Source organism: Pseudomonas persica, from assembly GCF_900291015.1.
Taxonomy (GTDB): Bacteria; Pseudomonadota; Gammaproteobacteria; order Pseudomonadales; family Pseudomonadaceae; genus Aquipseudomonas.
Map to the genome: position 1 here is coordinate 78,202 of NZ_OLKL01000022.1, position 18,445 is coordinate 96,646.

At 63.8% G+C, this 18,445-nt stretch carries 18 protein-coding genes and 1 tRNA gene; 9 read left to right on the forward strand and 10 right to left on the reverse strand.

What is annotated here, in order from left to right; genetic code table 11:
* Positions 1–251: 251 nt before the first annotated feature.
* The 5 genes from FQ664_RS11715 to FQ664_RS11740 all read left to right on the forward strand — a co-directional run bounded on the left by FQ664_RS11715 (position 252) and on the right by FQ664_RS11740 (position 4,389).
* Entirely contained in the window at positions 252–563 is a 312-nt protein-coding gene (locus FQ664_RS11715) for a PepSY domain-containing protein (protein WP_144172054.1), read from the forward strand.
* Positions 563–877, forward strand: a complete 315-nt coding sequence (locus FQ664_RS11720; RefSeq protein WP_144172055.1) for a PepSY domain-containing protein — start codon at positions 563–565, stop codon at positions 875–877. Before FQ664_RS11715 ends, FQ664_RS11720 begins: the two co-directional genes overlap by 1 nt.
* Positions 878–1,546 carry a response regulator transcription factor gene (locus FQ664_RS11725; protein ID WP_144172056.1) on the forward strand — a complete coding sequence of 223 codons (669 nt, stop codon included), beginning with the start codon at positions 878–880 and terminating at the stop codon, positions 1,544–1,546.
* The gene (locus tag FQ664_RS11730) at positions 1,543–2,862 is read left to right on the forward strand and encodes an ATP-binding protein (RefSeq protein ID WP_144172057.1); all 1,320 of its coding nucleotides are present in this window, start codon (positions 1,543–1,545) and stop codon (positions 2,860–2,862) included. Before FQ664_RS11725 ends, FQ664_RS11730 begins: the two co-directional genes overlap by 4 nt.
* A 372-nt stretch (positions 2,863–3,234) precedes the next feature.
* Positions 3,235–4,389, forward strand: coding sequence for an HPP family protein (locus tag FQ664_RS11740; protein ID WP_144172059.1), 1,155 nt, complete (start codon positions 3,235–3,237; stop codon positions 4,387–4,389).
* Here the strand turns inward: FQ664_RS11740 and FQ664_RS11745 are convergent.
* Complete coding sequence (locus FQ664_RS11745; RefSeq protein ID WP_144172060.1) at positions 4,363–5,229, reverse strand: LysR family transcriptional regulator; 867 nt, start codon at positions 5,227–5,229, stop codon at positions 4,363–4,365. The two genes, FQ664_RS11740 and FQ664_RS11745, sit on opposite strands and share 27 nt — an antisense overlap.
* A 180-nt stretch (positions 5,230–5,409) precedes the next feature.
* On the opposite strand from FQ664_RS11745, the gene FQ664_RS11750 reads away from it, so the two are divergent.
* The gene (locus FQ664_RS11750) at positions 5,410–7,299 is read left to right on the forward strand and encodes a propionyl-CoA synthetase (RefSeq protein WP_144172061.1); all 1,890 of its coding nucleotides are present in this window, start codon (positions 5,410–5,412) and stop codon (positions 7,297–7,299) included.
* Positions 7,300–7,418: 119 nt separating this feature from the next.
* On the opposite strand, the gene zapE is transcribed toward FQ664_RS11750, so the two are convergent.
* Entirely contained in the window at positions 7,419–8,486 is a 1,068-nt protein-coding gene (zapE, locus tag FQ664_RS11755) for a cell division protein ZapE (protein ID WP_144172062.1), read from the reverse strand.
* A 158-nt stretch (positions 8,487–8,644) separates the two neighbouring features.
* Between zapE and FQ664_RS11760 the strand changes: the two genes are divergently transcribed.
* Positions 8,645–9,070, forward strand: coding sequence for a DUF1810 domain-containing protein (locus FQ664_RS11760; RefSeq protein WP_144172063.1), 426 nt, complete (start codon positions 8,645–8,647; stop codon positions 9,068–9,070).
* A 1-nt stretch (position 9,071) separates the two neighbouring features.
* Here the strand turns inward: FQ664_RS11760 and FQ664_RS11765 are convergent, their stop codons facing one another.
* Positions 9,072–9,314, reverse strand: coding sequence for a hypothetical protein (locus FQ664_RS11765; protein WP_144172064.1), 243 nt, complete (start codon positions 9,312–9,314; stop codon positions 9,072–9,074).
* Positions 9,315–9,574: 260 nt separating this feature from the next.
* On the opposite strand from FQ664_RS11765, the gene FQ664_RS11770 reads away from it, so the two are divergent.
* Positions 9,575–9,649: transfer RNA gene (locus tag FQ664_RS11770), tRNA-Gln, on the forward strand.
* Between the two features lie 438 nt (positions 9,650–10,087).
* Here FQ664_RS11770 and FQ664_RS11780 read toward each other — a convergent pair.
* The 6 genes from FQ664_RS11780 to FQ664_RS11810 all read right to left on the reverse strand — a co-directional run bounded on the left by FQ664_RS11780 (position 10,088) and on the right by FQ664_RS11810 (position 16,520).
* Positions 10,088–11,236 (reverse strand): M14 family metallopeptidase, encoded by a 1,149-nt coding sequence (locus tag FQ664_RS11780; protein WP_144172066.1) that lies wholly within the window; start codon positions 11,234–11,236, stop codon positions 10,088–10,090.
* 134 nt (positions 11,237–11,370) lie between these two features.
* Positions 11,371–12,144, reverse strand: a complete 774-nt coding sequence (locus FQ664_RS11785; RefSeq protein WP_144172067.1) for an AraC family transcriptional regulator — start codon at positions 12,142–12,144, stop codon at positions 11,371–11,373.
* A gap of 36 nt (positions 12,145–12,180) precedes the next feature.
* Positions 12,181–13,413 carry an MFS transporter gene (locus FQ664_RS11790; protein WP_144172068.1) on the reverse strand — a complete coding sequence of 411 codons (1,233 nt, stop codon included), beginning with the start codon at positions 13,411–13,413 and terminating at the stop codon, positions 12,181–12,183.
* A gap of 142 nt (positions 13,414–13,555) precedes the next feature.
* Positions 13,556–14,020: a nuclear transport factor 2 family protein gene (locus tag FQ664_RS11795; protein ID WP_144172069.1), complete on the reverse strand. Its 465-nt coding sequence runs from the start codon at positions 14,018–14,020 to the stop codon at positions 13,556–13,558.
* Positions 14,021–14,389: 369 nt separating this feature from the next.
* Positions 14,390–14,884: a DUF934 domain-containing protein gene (locus FQ664_RS11805; RefSeq protein WP_144172071.1), complete on the reverse strand. Its 495-nt coding sequence runs from the start codon at positions 14,882–14,884 to the stop codon at positions 14,390–14,392.
* Positions 14,868–16,520 carry a nitrite/sulfite reductase gene (locus FQ664_RS11810; RefSeq protein ID WP_144172072.1) on the reverse strand — a complete coding sequence of 551 codons (1,653 nt, stop codon included), beginning with the start codon at positions 16,518–16,520 and terminating at the stop codon, positions 14,868–14,870. The genes FQ664_RS11805 and FQ664_RS11810 overlap by 17 nt, the downstream gene beginning before the upstream one ends.
* A 213-nt stretch (positions 16,521–16,733) precedes the next feature.
* Between FQ664_RS11810 and FQ664_RS11815 the strand changes: the two genes are divergently transcribed.
* The gene (locus FQ664_RS11815; protein ID WP_144172073.1) at positions 16,734–17,810 is read left to right on the forward strand and encodes an ABC transporter substrate-binding protein; all 1,077 of its coding nucleotides are present in this window, start codon (positions 16,734–16,736) and stop codon (positions 17,808–17,810) included.
* A gap of 378 nt (positions 17,811–18,188) precedes the next feature.
* Here FQ664_RS11815 and FQ664_RS11820 read toward each other — a convergent pair whose 3' ends face one another.
* Positions 18,189–18,404, reverse strand: coding sequence for a DUF2970 domain-containing protein (locus FQ664_RS11820; protein ID WP_003256398.1), 216 nt, complete (start codon positions 18,402–18,404; stop codon positions 18,189–18,191).
* Positions 18,405–18,445: the final 41 nt, after the last annotated feature.

Here is an 18,445-nt window from a genome sequence, read left to right on the forward strand (position 1 = left end):
GGGTTTAGCTCTTTATGAATCAAGAATGCGCGCAGTTTACCAGTTCGCCTTGATATCTTCAGCGCCTATCAGATCGGGCGGCGCCCGATCTGAAAGTCACCACCTCTCCTGCGCCATGCACCTGGCCGCTCATCGCCTCATTGCACACCGGCTGGGCTATCATGGCGCCAGTTGTTTTCAGGTTGAATTAAGGACCGGTGGTTAATCTTAACCCCGTAGACAACTTGCACAGTTCTCAGGAGAGAAGAACGATGAAACCATTGACTGCCCTGTTCACCGTAGCCGCTGCCCTTGCCTTGGGCGCCCATTCCGCCATCGCCAAGGACGTGCAGCCCGACGAAGTGGTCAAACTGGTCAACGCCAAGACCGTCAAGTCGCTGGACGAACTCAAGGCCGCCGCCGTGGCCAAGCACCCGGGTGCCACCGTCACCGACTCCGAGCTTGAAGACGAGTACGGCCGCTACATCTACAAAGTCGAGCTGCGCGACACGCAGAACGTCGAATGGGACGTGGCGCTGGACGCCAAGACTGGTGAAGTGTTGAAGGACGAGCGGGACAACTGATGACCCACGTACCGCGGCCGGCGCGCTACCTCGCGTTGGCGCTACTGGCGGTCTGCTCCCTGGCCGTTGCCCGCGACCTCGACCAGGACGAAGCTCTGGAACTACGCCAGAAGGGCATCATCCTGCCGCTCGAACACCTTTTGGAAACCGCCCTGGGGCGTCACCCCGGGGCGCGTTTGCTGGAAGCCGAGCTGGAAGAAGACGATGACCGCTACGAATATGAAGTCGAACTGCTGACGGCTGAAGGCGTGGTGCGCGAGATCAAGCTCGACGCCAGCAGCGGCGCCCTGCTCAAAGACGAGGAAGACGACTGAATGCGCCTGTTGCTTGTCGAGGACAATGTGCCGCTGGCCGATGAACTGACCGCCGGCCTGCAGCGCCAGGGTTACGCCGTGGACTGGCTGGCCGACGGCCGTGACGCGGTGTACCAGGGCCAGAGTGAACCTTACGACCTGATCATCCTGGACCTCGGCTTGCCGGGCTTGCCAGGCCTGGAGGTGCTGGCCCAGTGGCGCGCTGCCGGCCTGGCCACGCCGGTGTTGATCCTTACCGCCCGTGGCTCGTGGGCCGAGCGTATCGAAGGGCTGAAGGCCGGGGCCGATGACTACCTGAGCAAACCCTTCCACCCCGAAGAACTGCAGCTGCGCATCCAGGCGTTGTTGCGCCGTGCCCGTGGCCTGGCCAACCAGCCGACGCTGGAAGCGGCCGGCCTGCAGCTGGACGAAAGCCGCCAGTGCGTGAACCGTGACGGTATGGATATCCAGCTGACCGCCGCCGAGTTCCGCCTGCTGCGCTACTTCATGCTGCATCCGCAGCAGATCCTGTCCAAGAGCCACCTGGCCGAACACCTCTACGACGGTGAAACCGAGCGCGACTCCAACGTGCTGGAAGTGCACGTCAACCACTTGCGGCGCAAGCTGGGCCGCAGCGTTATCGAGACCCGCCGCGGACAAGGCTACATCTACGCCGGGAGCGCCGCGTGAAGTCGATCCAGGCGCGCCTGAGCCTGGGCCTGGTGGCGGTGCTGGTGGTGGTCGGCCTGGTGCTGGCGCAGCTGACCTTGTGGCTGTTCGAGGTCGGTCTGCAGCGCTATCTGGAAAACGGCCTGCGCAAGGAAAGCGAAAACCTGCTGGTGGCCCTGGTGCGTGGGCCTTCCGGCCTGCAGCTGGATGAGCGGCGGATCTCGGCCGCCTACCAGCGGCCGTTTTCCGGCTATTACTTCCGCATCGATTTCGATAGAGGCAGCTGGCGTTCCCGCTCGCTGTGGGATCTGGACATGCCCAAACCTGCCGCGCCGGGCCTTTCCGACCGCCACGAGCTCGGCCCGGAGGGCCAGCAACTGCTGGCCCTGCGGGCCGACTACCGGCGCCTGGGCCAGGACATCTCGATCAGCGTGGCACAGGATTATTCGCCGGTGCGCGAAGGTTTCCGGCGCCTGCAACAGATCGGCCTGGGCATGGGCCTGGTGGCGCTGATCCTGGTGCTGGTGTTGCAGCGCATCACCGTGACCCGATCGTTGCGGCCATTGGAGCGGGCCCGCCAGCAGATCGCCCAGTTGCAGCAGGGCCAGCGCTCGCAGCTGGATGCCGAAGTGCCCAGCGAACTGGCGCCGCTGGTGGGGCAGATCAACCATTTGCTGAGCCATACCGAAGACAGCCTGCGCCGCTCGCGCAATGCCCTGGGCAACCTGGGCCATGCGCTGAAGACGCCGCTGGCGGTGTTGCTGAGCCTGGCCTCCAGCGAGCGCCTGAAGGACCTGCCTGATGTTCGCGCGCAACTGCGCGAGCAGCTGGAGCAGATTCAGCAGCGCCTGACGCGTGAGCTGAACCGTGCGCGCCTGGCGGGGGATGCGCTGCCTGGTGCGCAGTTCGACTGCGACGTCGAGCTGCCGGGGTTGCTGGGGACACTGGGCATGATCCATGGCGAGGGCCTGCTGCTGGCCAGCGATGTGCCGCTCGGGCTGCTGCTGCCGTGGGACCGCGAGGACTTCCTGGAGCTGCTCGGCAACCTGCTGGACAACGCCTGCAAGTGGGCCGACAGCGAGGTGCGAGTGGGTATTGCGCCACATGCCGAGGGTTACCAGGTGTGGGTCGATGACGATGGCCCCGGTATCCCCGAGGGCCAGCGGCAACAGGTGCTGGAGCGCGGTTCGCGGCTGGACGAGCAAGTTGACGGGCACGGCCTGGGACTGGGTATCGTGCGCGATATCGTCGAGGCCTGGGGTGGGCGTCTGGCGCTGCTGGATAGCCCTCTGGGCGGGTTGCGGGTGAGCATCGAACTGCCGCGCAAGGCGCGGTAGTACCGGGGCCCTGTGGGAGCGGGTTTACCCGCGAACACCGGCGAAGCCGGTGCCATGCACCGTGTCGCATTCTTCGCGGGTGAGCCCGCTCCCACAGGTTGTGCGGCGCGCTTGAGAAATTTGCTCTCTGCGCTACGGCGCAGCTCAAGCCCCTAGGCCATATCACCACTGCAAAAAAATTGCAGTACAGCCGCATTTTTTTGAATTAGCCCAATCTCACCCCGCCCGGCAAAATTCCCCCCACGAAACCCTGCGGTTTCCATCTCTCCACGGACGGAGCCCCTTGTGCTATTGCAACCGCAATACGAGGCCCAGGCCACCTCGGCTGGGCTTTCTTTTTAACCAGAAAAACTACAGATTCCGATTACCTACATGTCTGCCTCGCGTTCCGAAAGCCGTCTACGGCGGCTGTTGCCAGCGTCACTGAATATTCCCCCCAAAGAATGGTTGCGTGCCGGTATCGGCGCGCTGCTCGGCCTGTTCCTCGCCGGCTGGCTGACCAGCATGGCCTATGGCCCCAGCGTTGCCTTGCACCTGCTCGGCCCGCTGGCGGCTTCGGCCGTACTGGTGTTCGCGGTGCACTCCGGCCCGTTGGCCCAGCCCTGGCCGGTGCTGGGCAGCTACGTCCTGGCCGGCGCGGTCGGTCTGGCCATGCGCCAGGGTTTTGGCCAGGAGCTGTGGGTGGCGGCCGCCGCCCTGGGCATCTCGATCCTGGTGATGTGCCTGCTGCGTTGCCTGCACCCACCGGGTGGCGGCGTGGCGGTGAGTGCCGTACTGGCCGACTCCGGGCTGACCGCCATGAGCGACCACCTGCTGGAGCCGGTGCTGCTCAACGCGCTGATCCTGGTAACGGTGGCGATCCTCTACAACCGCCTCACCGGCGTGCGTTACCCGAAAGGCGTGGTGCCGCGCAAGGACCTACACCACACCCATGACCCGCTGCCCAGCGAGCGGGTCGGCATCCGCAGTGAAGACCTGGATCAGGCCCTGGAAGAACTGGGCGAGTTCGTCGACGTCACCCGTGACGAACTGGAACGCATCATCCTGGCCACCGAGCAACACGCCCTGCAGCGCAGCCTCGGCGGTGTCACGGCCGCGTCGGTGATGTCCCGCGACGTGCAGTTCGCCACGCCCGATACCACCCTGGAGCAGGCCTGGAAGATGCTGGCCAGTCACCACCTGAAAACCCTGCCAGTGCTGCAGCAGGGCAAGCTGGTGGGCATCGTCAGCCTCAGCGACCTGGTCGGCCCGGCCATGCAACGTGGCCGCTTCAGTTGGCGCGGGTTGTTCGGCCGCAAGGCAGTGCGCATGGAGCAAGTGATGAGCCGCCGGGTGATCAGCGTCAGCAGCCAGCACCCGCTGGAGCGCTTGCTGCCATTGCTGTGCGAACAGGGCCTGCATTGCCTGCCGGTGCTCGATGCCGACCAGTTGGTGGGGGTGATTACCCAGACCGACCTGATCGCCGGCCTCAAGCGCCAGCTGCTCAGCAAAGCCGAGGCTTCAGATAACCGGGTCCCAGCGTTGTGACCAGTCGCTGGCACCGGCGGCCACCTGCCGGCGCAGGATGGCGAAGGCTTGTTGCAGGGCTTCGCTGTCGCGTTTGCGCGGGTATACCAGGAAGGTCGGGTAGGTGAACTCCGGTGCCTGCGGTACCCGCTCGAACACCCCGCTGTCCAGATAGGCCTGCACCACCCGCGTGCGGAAGTAACCACTGCCGCCCTGGTCGAGGATGAACTGCAAGGCCAAAGGGCCCAGGTTGAAGCTCAGCGCCGGGCGCGCGCAGTCGGGCAGGGCGGCATCGTGCTGGCGACGGAAGGCCTCGCCCCAGTCGATATAGATGTACGGGGCTGGCTGGTCGACCCGGCGCACACGGATCAGCTTCTCCTCCATCAACTGCTCCACCTGCAGGCCCGGGCCGTAGGTCGGCTGGTAGACCAGCGCGGCGTCCAGCAGGCCCATCTCGACCTTGCGCAGCAGCGATTCGCCGTCGCTCACCTCGCTGCGGATGGCATGGCTGGGCAGCTCGCGGTGCAGGGCACTGACCCAGTCGAGCATCATCGGGTTGCCCAGGCTCACCTCACCGCCCACGTGCAGCACTTGCTGGCAGCCTTCGGGCAGCGGCAGGTCGCGGCGCGCCGCTTCCCAGGTTTGCACCATCTGGTTGGCGTAACTGACGAATGCCTCGCCATCGCTGGTCAGGCTGGCGCCGTTGCGGCTGCGCACGAACAGCTGGCAGCCCAGTTGCTGCTCCAGGCGCTGCACCCGTGCGGTGATCGCCGTCTGTGACACGAACAGGCGTTCGGCGGCGGCGACCAGGCTACCGCAACGCACGATTTCCAGGAAGGTACGGGCCTGATCGATGTCCATGAGCTGCTCGGTGGCTGAAGGGGTGGCCTATTCTAGAGGCTTTGCACCGTTGTGGGGCGTTTTTGCGTTGTCTGCAAATTTGCAGGTCGGTTGTGACTTTAGTCCCATGGCGGCGCGGGTGTAGCGGTCCATACTCAAGTTTCGCCCTTCAATAACAACAAGTACCGGGTTTCTTTCGATATGAGCTACCAGCACAGCTACGCCCACTCCATTTCCGACCCTGCCGCGTTCTGGGCGGAACAGGCCGCGCACCTGGCCTGGCACCGCAAGCCTGCCCTCACGCTGCAAGACAATGCCGACGGCACCCACCGCTGGTTTGCCGATGGCCGCCTGAACAGCTGCTACCTGGCCCTCGATCACCAGATCGAGCAGGGCCGTGGCGAGCAGCTGGCGCTGATCTACGATTCGCCGGTGACCGGCGTGCAGCAGGCCTACAGCTACCATCAACTGCGTGACGAAGTGGCGCGTCTGGCCGGCTTGTTGCGCCAGTTGGGGGTGAGCAAGGGCGATGGCGTGGTCATCTACATGCCCATGGTGCCGCAGGCGGCCATGGCCATGCTGGCCTGCGCGCGGATTGGCGCAGTGCACTCGGTGGTGTTCGGTGGCTTTGCCGCCAACGAGCTGGCCTTGCGCATCGACGATGCCCGGCCGACGCTGCTGCTGACGGCGTCCTGCGGGCTGGAGTTCGACCGGGTAATCGAATACAAGCCGCTGGTCGACCGTGCCCTGCAACTGGCCCGCCACCAGCCGCGCAACGTGCTGGTGCTGCAGCGCCCGCAGGCGCGTGCCGAACTGCAGGCGGGCCGCGACCTGGACTGGCAGGCGGCATTGGCCGGCGCCGAGCCGCTGGCCCCGGTCGAGCTGGATGCGGGCGATCCGCTGTACATCATGTACACCTCGGGCACCACCGGCAAACCCAAGGGCATCGTGCGGGAAAACGGCGGCAATGCCGTGGCGCTGTGCTATGCCATGCGCCATATCTACGGCATGCAGGCCGGCGATGTATGGTGGGGTATTTCCGACGTAGGCTGGGTGGTTGGCCATTCACTGATCGTCTATGGGCCGTTGATGAGCGGCTGCACCACGGTGTTCTACGAAGGCAAGCCGATTCGCACCCCGGACGCCTCGGCCTACTGGCGGGTGGTGGAGCAATACAAGGTCAACGCGTTGTTCTGCGCGCCCACTGCAATGCGCGCCATCCGCAAGGAAGACCCGGACGGTGAGCTGATCCGCAAGCATGACCTGAGCTCGTTGCGCCAGTTGTTCCTGGCTGGCGAGAAACTGGACTCCAGCACCCACGAATGGCTGGAACGGGTCAGTGGCAAACCGGTGCACGACCATTGGTGGCAGACCGAAACCGGCTGGCCGGTCACCGCACCCTGTGTAGGGCTGGAAGGCAGTGCGGCGAAACCGGGGTCGAGCAACCGGGCGGTGCCGGGCTACCACGTGCGCGTGCTGGATGACGAGGGGCACCTGCTGGGGCCGAACCACCAAGGTTCGATCGTCATCGCTCTGCCATTGCCGCCCGGGTGCAGCCAGACGCTGTGGGGCGACCACGAGCGTTACCTGCAGGCTTATCTGCGGACCTACCCAGGGTATTACCACACTGGCGATGGCGGCTACCTGGACGAGGACGGCTTCGTCTACATCATGGGGCGCACGGATGACGTGATCAACGTGTCCGGGCACCGGCTGTCCACTGGCGAGATGGAAGACCTGGTGGCGCGCCACCCGGCGGTGGCCGAGTGCGCGGTGATTGGCGTGCATGACGAGATCAAGGGGCAGGTGCCGTTGGCCCTGGTGGTGCTCAAGGACGGCGAGTGCATTGCCGAGGCGCAGTTGCTGGTGGACCTGGTGGGCAGCGTGCGCGAGGAGATTGGCGCACTGGCCTGCTTCAACCGGGTGCGACTGGTGAAGCGGTTGCCCAAGACCCGCTCGGGGAAGATCTTGCGTGCGGTGCTGCGCAAGATTGCCGACGGGCAGGACTATGTACCGCCATCGACCCTGGATGATCCGGCGGTGCTGGGGGAGATCGAGGCGGTGCTGGCGGATTTGCCCAGAGCTGGCTGATGGCTTGCCGGCCCTTTCGCGGGTAAACCCGCTCCCACAGGATGTCACAGGCCTTGAAAGCTGTGCCTACCTGTGGGAGCGGGTTTACCCGCGAAGAGGCCGGTCCTGTCAATACAGCTCTAAGGCCCTGCCTGATGCAACTGCAACAATCGGCTGCGCGTGCGCATCAGGTCGGCAAGCGGCCCGCCCAGACTCTCTTCCAGCGGCCGCTTGCCTATCACTATCACTTGCTTGTCCTGGTCATACAGCACATCCACCAGGTTGACGAAGCGCTGCTGCGCGGCCAGTGAACATTCCGCCAGATCATCCAGCCCATCGATGATCCACTCATCGTACTGTCCGGCCAGCACCAGATAGTCGATGACCGCCGTGGCCTTCTCGCACAGGTCGTCAAAGGCAAACACCACCCGGCGGCCATCGATGGCCAGCGCGCGCAACGGGCGTTTATTCACGTCGAGCATTACCGGCTGAGCGTCCGGTACCCTCAGCACCTGGCGCTGTGCCATATTTCCCGGCCATACATAGTGGCCCTGGGTAAAGCGCTGATGCTCACGGTTGGCCGGCAATCTGCGGAAATCGGTGTCGCCAGCCACTTCGAGCACTTCCATCGCGCTGTTGATCAGGTGGATCACCGGCAGGAAGCGCTCGTGGTACAGCGGGTTGGGCAACAGCCCTTCGGGCGCATAGTTGGAGGTCACCAGCAAGAACACGCCACGGGCGAACAGGGCGTTGAACAGGCGGGTGAGCAGCATGGCATCGCCAATGTCGTGCACATGGAATTCATCGAAGCACAGCACCTGGCAATTGCCCACCAGCTCGTCGAGGGTCGCGCCCAGTGCGTCGTCCAGCGCCCGGTGGCGGTGCATGCCCTGGTGCAGGCGGGCAAAGAAATCATGGAAGTGCAGGCGCCGCTTGGCCTGCACTGGCACGGCCTGGAAAAAACCATCGAGCAGCCAGCTCTTGCCGCGGCCCACCGAACCGTACAGGTACAGGCTGCGCGGCTGGCCTTGTTCGAGCTGCACCAGTTGTTCGGCCATGCAGTGGATGACCCGGCGTTGGCCGTCGCTAAGCTGGTAACCGCGGCTGCGTGCCTTGTCCTCGAACCAGCCGGGCAGTTCGCTCTGGTTGGCGGCGCCGCGCAGGCGTTGGCCAAGCTGGCGTAGCGGGGTAGGGATCCAGGCAGACAAATGCAAAGCTCCTTGGACGATGGCGGGGTAGCGTGCAGCTTGCCCGAGGGTGGCGATTTTGACTAATACGGAAAGTGCGCGGCAATGATCGTCTGACGAGATAGGTGGGTCATGCAGGCGTACAGTAAAGGCTGCAACCGATGCGAGGAGGGGCGAGCATGCACACCGACTTTGATCTGGAGCGCTTCGTCGAGGCGCAGAACCGGGTGTACGACCAGGTGATGCAGGAGCTGCAGGCCGGGCGCAAGCGCAGCCACTGGATGTGGTACGTGTTCCCGCAGCTCGATGGCCTGGGCCACAGCGCCATGGCCGAACGTTATGCGCTGGCCGGTATCGACGAGGCCCTGGCTTACCTGGCTCATCCGTTGCTTGGCCCGCGCCTGGAAGCCTGCGTGACCGCACTGTTGCAGCACAGCGACAAGAGTGCCGGTGAAATCCTCGGTAGCCCCGACTACCTGAAGTTGCGCTCGTGCCTGACCTTGTTCGCCCGGGCGGCGCCCGGCAACCCGTTGTTCCAGCTGGCGCTGGTGCAGTTCTACGACGGTGAGCCGGACGCGCTGACCCTGGCCATGTTGCCGGGTTAGCTCAGGCCTTGTGCTCCAGTTGGCGCTCGATCATGTACTTCACGGCCAGCCGGCGTTCCTTCAGGTGGCGCAGGTCTTCATCCTCGAAGTTGCCAGCCGAGATCGACTCGGCGGCCAGCACCTGGTTGTCGATGTCCATGTACTCGTCCAGCAGCCGGTCCAGCGCCTTGTCCTCCTGACGGCGTTGCTGGACGATTTCCCGCGGGTAGTGCAAGTCCTGGTAAAGATCGTGAGAGACAGGCATGGGGTCCTCCTTGGTCAATGCAGTTGGCTCATCTGATTGGAAGGGAGGAATGCGATTGTGTTGAAGCCAAGCGGCCGGAAAACGACGGATGGTCGCTGCGCCAACCGCGAAAATGACTAACTCGCTGTTTTTTGGTAATTTTTTTTCATCAGGGGGTTCACAGAGCGAAAGTTTGTTGTTAAAGTGCCGCGCATTCCAAGACAACAACCCGGTTGTCACTCAGTTGGAATTGTCAGAGCAGCAAACGCTGCATCCGATACAGGGGCGTCGCCAAGCGGTAAGGCAGCAGGTTTTGATCCTGCCATGCGTTGGTTCGAATCCAGCCGCCCCTGCCATTTTCCTGCTTCAAACGTATCTCGGTCCGGTGCTTGGAAAGACAAGCGCTGGGCTTTGTCGTTTCCGCCTTTTGCATCCGTCATGCAGCCCTTTCCCCCGTTTTATCGCTAATACAAAAATATGGCATGATGCCAGTGCCGTGATGCCCTGTTGGGCCTCATGCTCGGCGCTTGCATCGGGCATGACGGGGCACAGGCTACACCGCCGGCGGCGACCTGTGCCGACAGTGTGATTCTGGATGTGCGGTTCTGAGTGCAGGATTGCAATCGGGCGAGGGACCTTGCGGGAGCGGGCTTGCTCGCGCATACCGGCGCAGCCGGTGCCATGCACCGCGTTGGATTCTTCGCGGGCACGCCCGCTCCCACAGGGATTTCACTGCTCTCGAGGGAGACGCTGTACCTGTGGGAACCGGCTTGTCGGCGATGAGGCCGTCTCAGTCAACGCAAATCGTCAACCATCTTCGCCAATGTCTCCAGCACCGCCCCCGCCAGCGCCTTCGAGCGCGCCCCCGACCAGCCGGTTACCGCATCTGGCGCGTCGTCATGGTCCTTGAACGGCATTTCCAGGGTCAGTGACAGGCAGTCATGCGCCATCCCCACCGCATTGCAGGCCAGCGTCGTGTTGGCTTGCCCCGGTTCATCGCGGGTGTAGCCATGCACGGTCTGGAAGTCGCGAGTCAGGCTGCACAGGGTACTGCGGAACTGCTCTTCCAGCTTGGCCAGCCGCGGCGTATAGCCCGGGTTGCCCTCGCAGGCCGCGGTGAACACATGGGGAATCTCCTCATCGCCATGCACGTCGATGAACGCATCCACGCCGTATTGCTTCATCTGTGCCTGGGCGAAAAACACCTCGGGGCTGAGCTCGACGCTGGCGTCCTGCCAGGCACGGTTGAGGTCCTTGCCTTTGAAGTTGGTGCGCAGGTGGCCGAGGAAGGCACCATCGGGGTTCATGTTGGGGATCAGGTACAGGTCGGCCTTGGCCAGCAACTGCTGGATCATCGCGTCGTTGGCCTGCAGGCGGTCGATCACGCCTTCCATGAACCACTCGGCCATGTGTTCGCCCGGGTGTTGCTGGGCAATCAGCCACAGCTTGCGCTTGCCAGCGGCACCATCACCGGCACGTAGCAGGGGGATATCGCGGCCCTGTACGCTGCGGCCATTGGCGAGCAATTCGACCCCTGGCAGTTGCCGGGCACGTTCGATCAGCTGGTTGTGGCGCGCGCGCGGGTAGGGCTCGAAGTAGGCGAACCAGATGTGCTCCTGCTCGGCCTTGACCTCGAACGACAGTGCTGTGCCATCGAACTGGCTGGGGACGCGGAACCAGGTTTGCTGATCGTAGGAGGCCACGGCGTTGTAGCCGCTCCAGGCGTTCTTGTAGGAGGAGCCGGAGGCGTTGTCGAGGCTGAAGCGATGGGCCTGGCCTGGCGTCAACCCGCTGACCTTGAAGTGGAACCACTGGTAGTGGCCGCTGTGGGTGTCCGGGCGGATGGCCAGGTGTACCTGGGTCGGGTTGCTGGCATCCAGCACCTGGATGTTGCCGGAGTCGAAATCGCAGTCGATCTGCAGGGGGGACAGCGTCACGCTCATGTGCCGGGCTCCTTCTGGGGCTTTGTCGTGAGGGTACTGTACACGGCTTGGCGGGGTTGTTGCGTGATTGCTTGTGATGCCCGTGAAGAGCCTGCAAGCCCTGACACAACGCTGGCTCTCATGTCGCAGCCCGGCTATTTGAAGAACTGACTCGGCGTGATGCCGAACTGGCGCTTGAACATGCTGGCGAAGGCACTTGGGCTGTCATACCCCAGCGTCCCCGCCACATCGATGATCCGCTCGCCCAGGGCGATCCGCTCCAGGGCCTGCATCAGTCGCGCCTGCTGGCGCCACTGGCCGAAGGTCATGCCGGTTTCCTTGCGGAACAGGCGCTGGATGGTCTTCTCGTCCACCCCCAGCTGCTGGCCCCAGTCAGCCACGGTGGCGTTATCGTCAGGCCGCTCATGCAATGCCGAGCAGATCGCCTGCAGGCGCTTGTCGCCGGGCTGCGACAGCTTCAGTGGCAAGGTCGGCAGCACGCAGATCTCGTCGAGGATCAGGCGCATCACCCGGGCTTCACGCGAGTCTTCGGCAAATGGTGCGGTAAAGCCTACGGAGGCCTTGATCAGTTCGCTGAGCAACGGCGAGATGCTGATGGCCTTGCTCTGCACGGGCAACTGCACTGCCGCGTCGGTGCGCACGAACACACTGCGCATCTTCACATCGCCCACGCAGCGGATCGCGTGCACCTGGCCGCAAGGCATCCAGACGCCGCGGCTGGACGGCACGGTCCAGCGCTCGTTCCCGGACTCGACGATCATCAGGCCTTTGATGGCATAGATCAGTTGATGCTTGGCATGGCTGTGGGGCTCGATGAACCAGTCAGTCGGGTAGTCCGTCGCACGGCTACCCACTTCCCAGGTCCACTCATCGACCTCCACCAGTAATTCACGCTGCGGCTTTAGCATTTCGACCTCTTGTACAGGCAGCCTGGCACGCCCACTTTAACAGCAGCGGCTGGGGCGGGCTTGCGCGCGGGTCGCCGGCAGCAGTGCGGTGGCCAGCCCCAGCAGCGGCAAGAACGAGATGATCTGGTACACCCACTCGATGCCATGCCGGTCGGCCAGTTCACCGAGCCCGGCGGCGCCGATGCCGCTGATACCGAACATCAACCCGAACATCACCCCTGACACCATGCCGACCCGGCCCGGCACGGCCTCCTGGGCATATACCACCAGGGCGGCGAAGGCCGAGGACATTACCAGGCCGATGGCTACCGCCAGTACCGCCGTCCAGGCCAGGTTGGCGTAGGGCAGGGCGAGGGCGAAGGGCGCCACGCCGAGGAACGAGACCCAGATCACCGCCTTGCGCCCGATACGGTCACCCACCGGGCCTCCGGCGAAGGTGCCCAGTGCCACGGCCGTGAGGAACACGAACAGGTACAACTGGCTGTGCTGCACGCTCAGGCCAAAATGCTCGATCAGGTAGAAGGTGAAGTAGTTGGTGAACGAGGCGATGTAGACGAACTTGGCGAACATCAGTACGGCTATAACCCCCACGGCGCGCCACATGGCGCCACGCGACAGGCCAGGTGCCTGCTGGCCGGCGAAGGTCTTGAGCCGGGTCTGGCCGTGGCGCACGGTCCAGCCGGTTACCCGCAGCAGCACGAAGACCGCCAGTGCGGCCACCAGCATGAACCAGGCAATGGCCGGCTGGCCGTGCGGAATGACGATGGCAGCGGTCAGCAGCGGACCGAGGGCCGAGCCTGTGTTGCCGCCGACCTGGAAGGTCGATTGCGCAGTGCCGAAGCGCCCACCGGAGGCCATCCTGGCCACTCGCGAGGCTTCGGGGTGGAAGGTCGCCGAGCCTACGCCGACCACCGCCGCGGCCATCAGCAGCATTTCATAGCTGTCGGCGAAGGCGAGCAGGGCGATGCCCACCAGAGTCACCAGCATGCCAGCCGGCAGCAGGTAGGGTTGCGGGTGCTTGTCGGTGTACAGGCCGACCCAGGGTTGCAGCAGGGACGCGGTAACCTGGTAGACCAGGGCGATCCAGCCGATCTGGGCAAAGCTCAGCGCGAAATCGTTCTTGAGCATCGGGTAGATCGACGGCAGCACGGCCTGGATCAGGTCGTTGAGCAGGTGGGCGAATGCGGCAGCGCCGACGATGCGGACCAGAAAGCCCTGGGGTTGGTCTTCAGGTGTGGTGGTGGCCATGGAGGCGGCGGAGGTCGTCATGGGCAAGGTTCTTCTGTGGCAAGGGAGCAAGGCATTGCCGCAGCAGGTTAGCCAGTGCCCAGGTTGCCTGTCTCACGCCGAACAGGCAGGTACTGTCGTGTTTCGGACATCTCCAACGAGGCTGCGGCTTTATTGGGGCAGATCAGAGCCCCAGTTCGCTGAGCCCGGGGTGATCATCCGGGCGCCGGCCCAGCGGCCAGTGGAACTTGCGCTCGGCTTCGCTGATAGGGTGTTCGTTGATGCTCGAATGGCGGTTCTGCATCAGCCCGTCGTCGGCAAATTCCCAGTTCTCGTTGCCATAGGCGCGGTACCACTGGCCGCTGTCGTCGTGGTACTCGTAGGCATAGCGTACGGCAATGCGGTTACCGGTGAAGGCCCACAGCTCCTTGATCAGGCGGTACTCCAGTTCATGGTTCCATTTGCGCGTCAGGAACGCCTCGACCGCGGCACGGCCGCGGGGGAACTCCACGCGGTTACGCCAGACGGTGTCGACGGTATAGGCAAGCGCGACCTTGGCCGGGTCGCGGCCGTTCCAGCCATCCTCGGCCAGGCGGACCTTTTCGATGGCGCTTTCGCGGGTGAAGGGCGGCAGGGGTGGGCGGGACATCGGGGTACTCCTCAGTCGATTGGCTTGTACGAGAGTAGTAGCCGATGGCCGAACAGAGAATGGATGTACCTGGCACTTCATAATTGCAGGGTGTGGAACAATCGGCGATGGCCTGGCCGGTGAGGCGGAAGGTGCCGAGGCCGAAGGTTGGAATGCTCACGGATCTGCTGCGGGGTTGTGACTGTGTTGCTGGAATATCGGGTTAGTCCTGTGCCGGCCTCTTCGCGGGTAAACCCGCTCCCACAGGGATCGCACCGCTCTTGAGTACGGTGCGGTCCCTGTGGGAGCGGGTTTACCCGTGAAGAGGCCGGCACAGCAAAACGAAACGGCCCGCCATGAAGGCGGGCCGTCAGGCATTGCAGAGAACGATCAGCGGCGGCGGAACAGCGGCAGCGGCTCGTCGGTGGCGGCCTGGTAGGTCACCGAGAAGTCTTTCAGGCTTTGCAGTGCGTCTTCCGGGTCCTTGTCGGCACGGATGGCGAACGCGTCGAAGCCGCAGCGGGCCATGAAGAACAGCTGGTCGCGCAGCACGTCGCCAATGGCACGCAGTTCGCCCTTGAAGCCGTAGCGGTCACGCAGCAGGCGCGCATTGGAGTAGCTGCGCCCGTCGGTGAAGGCCGGGAAGTTCAGGGCGATGACCTGGAAATGCTGCACGTCTTCGCCGATTTCTTCCGCCTGCTCGTCACTGTCCAGCCACACGCCCAGGCCGCCGTCGCGGGCCTTGAGCACGTGGGCATGGTCACGCCACATCTGCAGCGGGACAATGTAGTCGTCGCAGTTGGTCAGCTCGTCGAACGAGGTTTCCTTGGGCAGCAGGTGCCAGGTTTCGTCGACGATCTGGTTGTTCTTAATGATTCGCTGCATAGACGCGTTCCTTGAAGGGGTCGATGCCGATACGCTGGTAGGTGTCGATGAAACGCTCTTCCTCGGTACGTTGCTCGACGTACACGGCGATCAGCTTCTCGATCACATCGGCCATGTCGTCCTGGGCGAAGGACGGGCCGAGGATCTTGCCCAGGCTCGCTCCACGCGCGGCATTGCCGCCCAGCGACACCTGGTAGAACTCCTCGCCCTTCTTGTCCACGCCGAGAATGCCGATGTGGCCCACGTGGTGGTGGCCGCAGGCGTTCATGCAGCCGGAGATGTTCAGGTCGATCTCGCCGATGTCGAACAGGTAGTCCAGGTCGTCGAAGCGGCGCTGGATGGATTCGGCGATCGGGATCGACTTGGCGTTGGCCAGCGAGCAGTAGTCACCACCCGGGCAGCAGATGATGTCGGTCAGCAGGCCGATGTTCGGGGTGGCGAAGCCGTTTTCACGCAACTCCAGCCACAGGGCGTGCAGCTGGCGCTGCTCGACGTCGGCGAGGATGATGTTCTGCTCGTGCGAAGTGCGCAGGAAGCCGAAGCTGTAGCGTTCGGCCAGATCGGCCACGGCGTCCAGCTGCTTGTCGGTCAGGTCGCCCGGGGCAACGCCGGTGGGCTTCAGCGACAGGGTCACGGCCACGTAGCCAGGGCGCTTGTGGGCGCGGGTGTTGCGCGAGCGCCAGCGGGCGAAGCCTGGGTACTCGGCGTCCTGGGCGGCGTAGTCGACGTTGTCCAGGGCCAGGTAGGCCGGGTCGACGAAGTGGCGCGATACACGCTGCACTTCGGCTTCGGTCAGGGTGGTGCTGCCGCCACGCAGGTGGACCATTTCGGCCTCGACCTTCTCGGCGAACACTTCCGGGGTAAGGGCCTTGACCAGGATCTTGATCCGCGCCTTGTACTTGTTGTCACGGCGACCGTAACGGTTGTACACGCGCAGGATGGCGTCGAGGTAGCTGATCAGGTCCTGCCACGGCAGGAACTCGTTGATGAACGAGCCCACCACCGGGGTACGGCCCAGGCCGCCGCCGACCAGCACACGGAAGCCCAGTTCGCCAGCGGCATTGCGCACCGGCTCCAGGCCGATGTCATGCACTTCGATGGCGGCGCGGTCTTCCTGCGAGCCGTTGATGGCGATCTTGAACTTGCGCGGCAGGTAGGCGAATTCCGGGTGGAAGGTGGTCCACTGGCGGACGATTTCGCACCACGGGCGCGGGTCGACGATTTCGTCTGCGGCCACACCGGCGAACTGGTCGGTGGTGGTATTGCGCAGGCAGTTGCCGCTGGTCTGGATCGCGTGCATCTGCACGGTGGCCAGTTCGGCGAGGATGTCCGGGATGTCTTCCAGTGCCGGCCAGTTGAACTGCACGTTCTGGCGGGTGGAGATGTGGGCGTAGCCCTTGTCGTAGTCGCGGGCGATCTTGGCCAGGGTGCGGACCTGGGTGGCGTTCAACTGGCCGTACGGCACGGCGACACGCAGCATCGGCGCGAAACGTTGGATATAAAGGCCGTTCTGCAGGCGCAGAGGGCGGAATTCTTCTTCGCTCAGTTCACCGGCCAGATAGCGGCGGGTCTGATCACGGAACTGCTTGACGCGGTCCTCGATGATCCGCTGATCGTACTCGTCGTATACGTACATAAAAGTCCTGTCTCAGGCATGCAGCTATTCGCGCGCACGGCCGCGCACTCCGCTTCGGAGCCGGGGAACGATAGCAGGTTGCGTTTATGCGCTAAAGTGATGTTTTTGCATATGAAAAGAACCAAATGGACTATGTGAGATTGACTGCCATTTGTACGCTGGGCGTGGCCTGGCGTTTATAATCCGACATTTGCCTCGCAGAGATGTAACCCCATGCTCAAGGCGTTGTGCCAAAGCTTGTGTCTTGCCTTGCCGCTGGCGGCGAACGCGCAGCCGGTTTCGGTGGTTTTCCTCAACCCGGGGCTTTCTACCGAGACGTTCTGGACCAGCTATACCCGCTTCATGCAGGCCGCCGCGGACGAGCTGGGCATGACCCTGCGTGTGGAATACAGCGAGCGCCGCGCCGACCTGGTGCTGACCCAGGCCAGGGCGATCCTGAACGGCCCGCAGCGACCTGATTACCTGGTGCTGGTCAACGAGCAGTACGTGGCGCCAGAGATCATGCGCCTGTCACGTGGCTCCGGGGTCAAGCTGTTCCTGGTCAACAACGGCCTTACCATCAGCCAGGTTCGCAGCATCGAGGCTCAGCCAGACAAGTATGCCGAGCCACTGGGTACCTTGATGACCAACGACGAACAGGCGGGCTTCCACATGCTGCGCCAGATGGTTGCGCAATTGCCCCGCGACAGCGGTCCGGTGGACCTGGTGGCTTTTGCCGGGATCAAGACCACCCCGGCCTCGCAGCTGCGCGAGGAGGGCATGCGCCGCGCCCTGGCCGACTTCCCCCAGGTGCGCTTGCGCCAGGTTGTATACGGCGGCTGGAACCGCCAGCGCGCCTACGAGCAGGCGCAGCAGCTGCTGGAGCGCTACCCGGCCACCCGGCTGGTGTGGTCGGCCAATGACGAGATGGCCTTTGGTGCCATGCAGGCGTTCGAGGAGGCGGGGCGCAAGCCGGGGCAGGATGTGCTGTTCAGCGCCGTCAACAGCTCGCCCGAGGCCTTGCGCGCGCGCATCGACGGGCGCCTGAGCGTGCTGATGGGCGGGCATTTCACCCTCGGCGGTTGGGCCATGGTGATACTGCACGATGACGCCAAGGGGCTGGTGGTGAACCGTGACGGCCTGCGCGAGCACCGCACGCCGGTGCTGCAGCCGATCGACCAGGCCAAGGCAAAGCGTTGGCTGAAACTGCTGGAACGGGCTGACTACGGCGTCGATTTCCAGCATTACAGCGCCGAAGGGCGGCCTTCCGGTTATCAGTACCCATTTCTGACGTCACCGATCAATTATTGAAAGACCCTGCTTGAGGGAAGGGCATTGCTCGTCTTAACTGCTGGTGGCGAAGTGCATTCCCATAACCACTACAAGAGGCAATGCAATGGGAAACTCAACCAAAGTCCGCAAAGCTGACAGCAGCGTCGATGCCTGGGCGATCCTCTGCCTGATCGTTCTGGTGGTGGTCACTGCCGTGTATTGGGTCAGCCACCAGTAGACTTGTCTTCAAGACCATGATGCAGCCAGGGCGCCTGCGGGAGGGAATCCCGCAGGCGTTTTTGCTTTGCCTGTGCCGGCCCTTTCGCGGGTAAACCCGCTCCCACAGGTACTGCACAGGCCTTGAGAGCTGTGGTGTCCCTGTGGGAGCGGGTTTACCCGCGAAGAGGCCGGCACAAGCTAGCGAGCAAGGTGCAGGGCCAACTGCACCAGGCCGATCAGCACGGCGATGAACACCAGGGTGAACAGTGTCCCCAGCGCAATGAAATGGCTGGCCTTGCCGTGGGTGAAGTCGCGGGCGCGGTTCTTGCCGCTTTGCACGCCGAAGGCGGCGGCAAGGATGCTGTGCAGCATCTGCCAGAAGGTAGGGGGTTTGCCCTGGCTGGAATCGTCCATGGTGGCTCCTGAAGAAATCAGAGGCAATCAGGGACAGTGTA

Coding starts and splice junctions, on each gene's coding strand:
- FQ664_RS11715 (WP_144172054.1), top strand. CDS start 252: ATGAAACCATTGACTGCCCTGTTCACCGTAGCCGCTGCCCTTGCCTTG.
- FQ664_RS11720 (WP_144172055.1), top strand. CDS start 563: ATGACCCACGTACCGCGGCCGGCGCGCTACCTCGCGTTGGCGCTACTG.
- FQ664_RS11725 (WP_144172056.1), top strand. CDS start 878: ATGCGCCTGTTGCTTGTCGAGGACAATGTGCCGCTGGCCGATGAACTG.
- FQ664_RS11740 (WP_144172059.1), top strand. CDS start 3,235: ATGTCTGCCTCGCGTTCCGAAAGCCGTCTACGGCGGCTGTTGCCAGCG.
- FQ664_RS11745 (WP_144172060.1), bottom strand. CDS start 5,229: ATGGACATCGATCAGGCCCGTACCTTCCTGGAAATCGTGCGTTGCGGT.
- FQ664_RS11750 (WP_144172061.1), top strand. CDS start 5,410: ATGAGCTACCAGCACAGCTACGCCCACTCCATTTCCGACCCTGCCGCG.
- FQ664_RS11760 (WP_144172063.1), top strand. CDS start 8,645: ATGCACACCGACTTTGATCTGGAGCGCTTCGTCGAGGCGCAGAACCGG.
- FQ664_RS11765 (WP_144172064.1), bottom strand. CDS start 9,314: ATGCCTGTCTCTCACGATCTTTACCAGGACTTGCACTACCCGCGGGAA.
- FQ664_RS11780 (WP_144172066.1), bottom strand. CDS start 11,236: ATGAGCGTGACGCTGTCCCCCCTGCAGATCGACTGCGATTTCGACTCC.
- FQ664_RS11785 (WP_144172067.1), bottom strand. CDS start 12,144: ATGCTAAAGCCGCAGCGTGAATTACTGGTGGAGGTCGATGAGTGGACC.
- FQ664_RS11790 (WP_144172068.1), bottom strand. CDS start 13,413: ATGACGACCTCCGCCGCCTCCATGGCCACCACCACACCTGAAGACCAA.
- FQ664_RS11795 (WP_144172069.1), bottom strand. CDS start 14,020: ATGTCCCGCCCACCCCTGCCGCCCTTCACCCGCGAAAGCGCCATCGAA.
- FQ664_RS11805 (WP_144172071.1), bottom strand. CDS start 14,884: ATGCAGCGAATCATTAAGAACAACCAGATCGTCGACGAAACCTGGCAC.
- FQ664_RS11810 (WP_144172072.1), bottom strand. CDS start 16,520: ATGTACGTATACGACGAGTACGATCAGCGGATCATCGAGGACCGCGTC.
- FQ664_RS11815 (WP_144172073.1), top strand. CDS start 16,734: ATGCTCAAGGCGTTGTGCCAAAGCTTGTGTCTTGCCTTGCCGCTGGCG.
- FQ664_RS11820 (WP_003256398.1), bottom strand. CDS start 18,404: ATGGACGATTCCAGCCAGGGCAAACCCCCTACCTTCTGGCAGATGCTG.